The sequence below is a fragment of the Bacteroides sp. An269 genome (genome assembly GCF_002159755.1).
Lineage (GTDB): Bacteria > Bacteroidota > Bacteroidia > Bacteroidales > Bacteroidaceae > Phocaeicola > Phocaeicola intestinalis.
This window is the reverse complement of sequence record NZ_NFJG01000163.1, coordinates 1-6023: the sequence shown is the minus strand read 5'-3', so window position 1 is coordinate 6023 and position 6023 is coordinate 1. Positions and strand designations below refer to the sequence as shown.

Annotated in this window: 2 protein-coding genes; one reads left to right on the top strand and one right to left on the bottom strand. The window is 45.6% G+C overall.

What is annotated here, in order from left to right; genetic code table 11:
- Positions 1-259 precede the first annotated feature (259 nt).
- On the top strand, positions 260-4459 hold the full coding sequence (locus B5F71_RS18215) for an acyl-CoA dehydratase activase (RefSeq protein WP_087213201.1): 4200 nt from the start codon (positions 260-262) through the stop codon (positions 4457-4459).
- Between the two features lie 149 nt (positions 4460-4608).
- Here the strand turns inward: B5F71_RS18215 and B5F71_RS18210 are convergent, their stop codons facing one another.
- Entirely contained in the window at positions 4609-5268 is a 660-nt protein-coding gene (locus tag B5F71_RS18210; RefSeq protein ID WP_087213198.1) for a glycine zipper family protein, read from the bottom strand.
- Between the last annotated feature and the right edge of the window lie 755 nt (positions 5269-6023).

The window sequence follows — 6023 nt, the reverse complement described above, 5'->3', positions numbered from 1 at the left end:
TTTCGCCCCTGTTCTTCGTCAGATAGCCCGCTATCTTCCTCATCACAGAAGCGAAAATGCCTCAAAAACTCATCCCAAATCATCGCACGATAAATTCAAAACAGCTTCTGAATATTAGACCACGAGGAAAGGAAATGCCGTATGCCAAAGTAAGTGTAAGGAGGCTGAATGTGAAATATTGAACATTTTTCATTCGTGGAGGATAAGCGTTGTCAACGGATAATGTGCGATATTTGCATTGTAAAAAGGAAGATGGTTTATGATTAGAATAGGAATTGATATAGGTTCTACTACGGTCAAAGTTGTGGCTTTGGATGAAACGGATCGGATATTGTTTTCGAAATATGAAAGACATCATGCCCGTGCAAAAGAAATTTTAATCATCCTTTTGCAGGAATTGCAGGCAAAGGTCGGGGATAGGGAAATCAGGCTAAAGATAACAGGTTCGGTAGGCATGGGATTTGCAGAACGCTATGCTTTTGATTTCATTCAGGAAGTTGTAGCGGCCACCAAAGCCATTCACCACGATTATTCCCAGACTGCTTCGATGGTTGATATAGGAGGTGAAGACGCGAAAGTGGTGTTTTTTAAGGAAGGGAAAGCTGCAGATTTACGTATGAACGGCAATTGTGCCGGAGGTACAGGAGCTTTTATCGACCAGATGGCTGTATTGTTGGGAGTAAGCATCGATGAGTTGAACGAACTGGCTTTGCAGGCTGTACGTATTTATCCCATAGCCTCACGTTGTGGAGTGTTTTGTAAGACCGATGTTCAGAATCTGATAGCTAAGAATGTGAATCGTGCCGATATAGCTGCATCAATTTTTCATGCGGTGGCGGTACAGACAGTCGTTACATTGGCACATGGATGTACCATTGCTGCTCCGGTTTTGTTTTGTGGAGGACCGCTTACCTTTATTCCGGCTCTTCGGAAAGCTTTCACAGAATACCTTTCACTTTCTGAAAGCGATGTAATATTGCCCGAAAATGGAACACTATTGCCGGCATTGGGGGCTGCATTGGCGTGCGGGGGGCAGGAAACACTTTACATGCTATCTTCGTTGATAGCCCGCTTGGGCAAAAAACTGCCGGATGAGGCATCTGCTCATTCGCATCTGGTACCTGTTTTTGCCGATAACGAGGCATATATTCGATGGAAAGCGCGTATTTCCAGCCATGCTGTGAGGCGTTCCGAATTGCCTGTAGGAAATTTGGATGTTTTTATGGGTATTGATTCCGGATCTACTACTACGAAGATTGTTGTGACCGATTCGGATTTCCGGGTTTTATATTCCTACTATTCTCCTAATAAAGGCAATCCGATACAAGCTGTAGAAAACGGATTGAAAGAATTGCAGCGTATGTGCGCCGAACGGCATACCGTGTTACATATCAAAGGCGGATGTTCTACAGACTATGGAGAAGATCTTATCAAAGCTGCCTTTAACCTGGAGCATGGCATTGTGGAGACCATTGCCCATTATTTGGCAGCACATTACCTGAATCCGGATGTATCGTTTATTCTTGATATAGGCGGACAGGATATGAAAGCCATCTTTGTGAATAATGGTGTTATTGACCGTATTGAAATCAATGAAGCCTGTTCGTCGGGGTGTGGCTCGTTTATCGAGACATTTGCTTGTACACTGGGATATTCTTTGGAGGACTTTTCTGATGCTGCTTGTCTGTCTGGTTCTCCTTGTGATTTGGGAACCCGATGTACGGTATTTATGAACTCTAAAGTGAAACAGGCACTCCGTGAAGGAGCAACGGTGGGTGATATAGCTGCTGGTCTTGCCTATTCGGTCGTGAAGAATTGTCTTTATAAAGTGCTGAAATTGAAAGATACTTCAGCATTGGGGGGGCACATTGTGGTACAGGGGGGCACGATGCGGAATGATGCTATAGTGCGTGCCCTGGAATTGCTGACAGATGCCGAGGTGACCCGCTGCGACATGCCCGAATTGATGGGAGCTTTGGGGTGTGCCTGGTATGCCTTACAGCATCCGGCAGTATCATCTGTTACGTTGGAAGATATGCTTGCGAAGGCTTCCTATACATCTCGTCTGTTGCATTGCAAAGGATGCGACAATCAGTGTCTGGTCATTCGGTATCAGTTTGACAATGGGGCACAGTATTATTCTGGAAACCGGTGTGAAAAAGTTTTTACCAATCAGGGAACCGATGCGGTCGGGAAGGGGATGGACGCTTACGAGTATAAGAGTGCCTTGCTTTTCAATCGTACATCCGATGTGGTTTGTCCCAGGCTGAAAATAGGAATTCCCCGCTGCCTGAACATGTACGAAGAATATCCGTTTTGGCATGCTTTGTTCGCAGCTTGTGGAATGCAGGTCTGTTTGTCCGATGTTTCCAATTATTCCCGGTATGAAGCAAGTGCCTGTATGGTGATGTCCGATAATATTTGTTTTCCTGCCAAACTGGTACACAGCCATATCCAGAACCTGATAGACAAGCAGGTCGACCGGATTTTCATGCCGTTTGTGGTATACGAAGGACAAGAAGATGGGCAAAATAGTTACAATTGCCCGATTGTGACCGGCTATTCGGCAGTAATACATAGTGTACAGGATACTTCTGTGCCGGTAGATTCTCCCGTTATCGGTTTCAAGGACCGGAAGCTGTTGTTTATACAGTGCCAGAATTACCTCCGTAGTCTGCAAGTAGACGACCGTACTATCAGACAGGCTTTCGAGGCTGCTGTACGGGCACAAGATGCCTATATCCGTCAGTTGGTTGCCTACAATGAGGAGGTTTACCGTCAGGCAAAGGAGAAACATGCTTTGACCATTCTGCTTGCCGGCCGTCCTTATCATACGGATGAATTGATACAACATAAAGTTTCCGGAATGCTTGCCGGCATGGGTATCTATGTCATTACCGATGATATAGTGAGACACAGTAACATAAAGGTTTGCGATGTACATTTTTTGGCGCAATGGTCTTTCCCCAACCGGATATTGGCTGCTGCCGAATGGGCTTCTGCACATACAGATGTACAATTCGTGCAGTTCACTTCATTTGGATGTGGTCCTGACGCTTTCCTTACCGATGAAGTGCGAAACCTGTTGGCACGTCATCATAAGGTATTGACATTGCTCAAACTGGATGATATCAATAATGTCGGTTCGATGAAGCTGCGCATCCGTTCGTTGATAGAAAGTCTGAAGCTGGCTGGAAATGAGACCGGAAAGAAACTTCCGGAAGAACCTTTTCAAACGACTCCTGTGTTTACAGACGAGTGCCGGAAACGTAAGATACTGATTCCTTTCTTTACGCCTTTCCTTTCTCCCTTGATTCCGGCAGTAATGAAGGTGGCTGGATACGATGTCGAAAATTTATCGTTGAGCGATACCGAGTCATGCGAATGGGGATTGAAATATGCCAATAATGAGGTGTGTTATCCGGCTACACTGATAGTAGGTGATGTAATCAAGGCATTTAAAAGTGGAAAATACGACCCACATCACACGGCGATTGCCATGACACAGACAGGAGGGCAGTGCCGGGCAAGCAATTATGTCGGGCTTATCAGGAAAGCATTGGTAGAGGCTGGATATACAGACGTACCGGTGGTGTCGTTCACTTTTGGCAATGCCATAGAGAACCGTCAGCCCGGATTCAAAATCAACTGGTTCAAGTTATTGCCTGTGGCAATGTATGCTATTCTTTATACCGACTGCATTGCCAAGTTTTATTATGCTTCGGTGGTGCGTGAGCGGAAGCCGGGCGAAGCTGCACGTCTGCGCACATTGTATTTGAATGCCGGGACACAGTTCATTTTAGACGGTAAGGCAGAGGATTTGCTGTGTTATCTTTCGTTGGCTGCCAATGATTTCAATCAGATTTGCAGCGATGAAGAACGCCCGAAAGTGGGTGTGGTGGGAGAGATTTTCCTGAAGTTTAATCCTTTTGCACAAAGGCATATTGTCGATTGGCTGATCGAACGCCGTATTGAAGTTGTCCCTCCACTGTTGCTTGATTTCTTTATGCAGAGTTTTGTCAACAGTAGGTCAGACGAAGAAGAACATCTGACGCGCAAGTCTTTGTTCCGGTTCATACATGGACTGGCGTATGCACATATCCGCAAGCAGATAGAAAAGGTTAACCGTACGGCTGCCAAGTTCCGTTATTATACACCTTTCGAAGATATATTTGCCGAGGCGGAAGAGGCACGCCGGGTGATAACGCTCAGTGCGCAGTTTGGTGAAGGCTGGTTGCTTCCAGCCGAAGTGATGTCGTGCGCCCGTAGAGGAGTGGACAATGTCATCAGTCTGCAACCTTTCGGCTGTATTGCCAATCACATCGTATCGAAAGGTATCGAAAAACGGATGAAGCGTTTCTTCCCCGATTTGAATCTGTTATCGCTCGATTTCGATAGTGGTGTAAGCGATGTAAACATCATCAACCGTTTGCTGCTGTTCATCGATAATTTGAAATAGTTGACAAGGATTTAGGTAACGAGTTGACAAGTTGACGAGTTGACAAGGTTTTTAGGTGACAAGCTAACGAATTGGTGGAATGTCGGATATTGTTGGCAAAACTATTCAGGACCTTGTCACCTTGTTAACTCGTCACCGCGTCAACTGATTCATCGGCTGGTGGGGAGCGAAAACTCCTGCCAGTCGTATTCATTACCTTCGTAGTCGGCTATAGCAATGTGAATAAGCACTTTGCCGTCTTTCAAGCGTTTCCCTCCTTTCAGGTGGGCGGTATATTTGATGCCGTCGTGTGGGGCAATCTGTTCTATCATTACCGATGGTGATATGTATATGCGCTTGTTGTCGGTCTGTACAATCGGTACGGCATTGTATACCGTCTCTTGGCTGGTATTGATGATTTCGAAGATGACTTTGCTTCCCTCTTCCGCCTGGATGATGTGGTCACGGTTTTCATCAATGAAACGGATGTTACGTATTTGCAGATAGCTTACGCTTGACGGTGCGTCTTGCGGGTGTGGGGCATAGTCATGGTTCTCTTCTACCACGTAACCCTGCTGCGCTTTACGTTCTTGTGCCGAGCTGATGGCTCCTCCGATAGCGGCTCCTGCCAAGGTGCCTACCAGTGTGCCGATAGCCGAACCTCGATAACCTCCGTCCCAGTGCCGGTTGCTTCCTACCAGTCCTCCTATGGCTCCGCCTACGTTTCCTCCTATCGAAGCTCCAGCCAGGGTGGAAGTAGTCTGATATGCGCTTCCGCATCCGCATAGGATAAGGGTTGCCAAGCTTAAAGCAATCATCTTCTGTTTCATATTTTCGGATTTTAGATTCTTCCTCGACAAATATACGAAATTTTCCTGTAATGCAGTGCTTTTATGTCACTTGAAAAGTAATATATACTGCATCTGCCGATGAAGTTATCTTCTCCGGCAGTTTCAGTGCACTGAAACTGCGGATGCAGTATATATTACTTTCCGTAGGTATTTATGGTCAATCGAAAAAGGAAGGCATGTGTTTTGACGAACATAAGTGAGTTGCCCGTTTAACATAAGTGAGTCGGGTGATTTACATAAGTAAGTCAGGCGTATCACTTATGTTCGTTTACGGGGGCTCTTGGTTGCGTGTCTTTTCTTGATTTCACTAGATACTTTTCAAAATAGATAGTTAGACGAGATAAGACTAAGGACTTATAACGCATCATAATAAGCCAAATCACTTATTTCCCCGTTTTATAAGTCAATTAGCTTATAATGTTTTGACCGGTAGAGATATTATTTATTGAATTCCGCAATGAGCCAATGTAAGGGCGTGGTTCGCCCGTCCGTATTCGCCTGCGTGGATGTATTCGGGCAGGCAAATCCTGCCCCTACAAGTTAATTGGCAAGATGCGGACATTCATAAAAATTTAAAAGATTCTGTGTACCTGTGTCTTCTGTGGTGAATCCCGATCCGCATCACCTTATTTGCTGAATGTCACATTTTCTACATGTTCGCCGATGAAAATCCGTGCCATATCGCCTGTTTTGTACCATGCAGGTTTGCCGGGCATGTCGTCGGAGATAACCGT